The organism is Pseudomonas sp. GM78 (assembly GCF_000282475.1).
In the GTDB taxonomy this organism is placed as follows: domain Bacteria; phylum Pseudomonadota; class Gammaproteobacteria; order Pseudomonadales; family Pseudomonadaceae; genus Aquipseudomonas.
In genome coordinates this window covers 1-674 of sequence record NZ_AKJF01000190.1, presented here as the reverse complement: position 1 = coordinate 674, position 674 = coordinate 1, and the positions used below count along the sequence as shown (strand labels likewise).

Below are 674 nucleotides of genomic sequence, written 5' to 3'. Positions count from 1 at the left end.
ACGGATGCCGCCGAAGCGGCCAGGCCTAGCACCTTGATGGTGACCTCTTGCGAATGCTCGATCAGGCGGTTGTAAATCGCGATGCCTTCGAACATGTCGCCACCTGGCGAGTTGATGTAAACGGTGACCGGCTTATCACCAATGGCCCGCAGCGCTGCGTCAACGCGCTTGAGGGTGACGCCCTCGCCGAACCAGTCCTCACCAATAATGCCGTACATGGTAATGGTGTCAGTCCCGGCTTCCAGCGCCGCACGCAGATCCGGGTTCCATAGATCGAGCGCGCGAGGGCTCAGCTCGCAGTTGAAACTGCGAGCATTGATATTCAGTGCCATGGTTACTCCTTATGGCCGAGCCAGCTTTTCAAGGCTGTCTGCGCGGCCTGGCCATCGGTGGATTCGCCCAGCTTGTCGATGGGGGTCAAGTTTGTTTGAACCGTTAGCACGCCTGCATTGCCGCCGTGCCGGGGGAGGTTCTCTTTTACCCTGCACTCGTCACGAGTCATGATGCCGTTCTGGGTCATCTGGCTATACCAGGCTGAGCGCCCGGCGGTGTCGGCCTTCAGGAATGCCTCAAGCGAAAATTCGGCGTAGTACGAAACGCGATCCGCCGGAGTCAACAATCGCTTGTTAACGCACTGCTGAATCTGGTTGGTAATCGAACTGATGCTAAAGGTC

Annotated in this window: 2 protein-coding genes; both read right to left on the bottom strand. The window is 57.9% G+C overall.

Annotated features, from left to right (window positions below; genetic code table 11):
• Window positions 1-332: ATP-dependent Clp protease proteolytic subunit (locus PMI35_RS05985; protein WP_008064334.1), on the bottom strand; the 332-nt coding region annotated here is incomplete at its 3' end.
• 2 nt (window positions 333-334) lie between these two features.
• On the bottom strand, window positions 335-674 hold a 340-nt coding region (locus tag PMI35_RS05990), incomplete at its 5' end, for a phage portal protein (protein WP_008064332.1).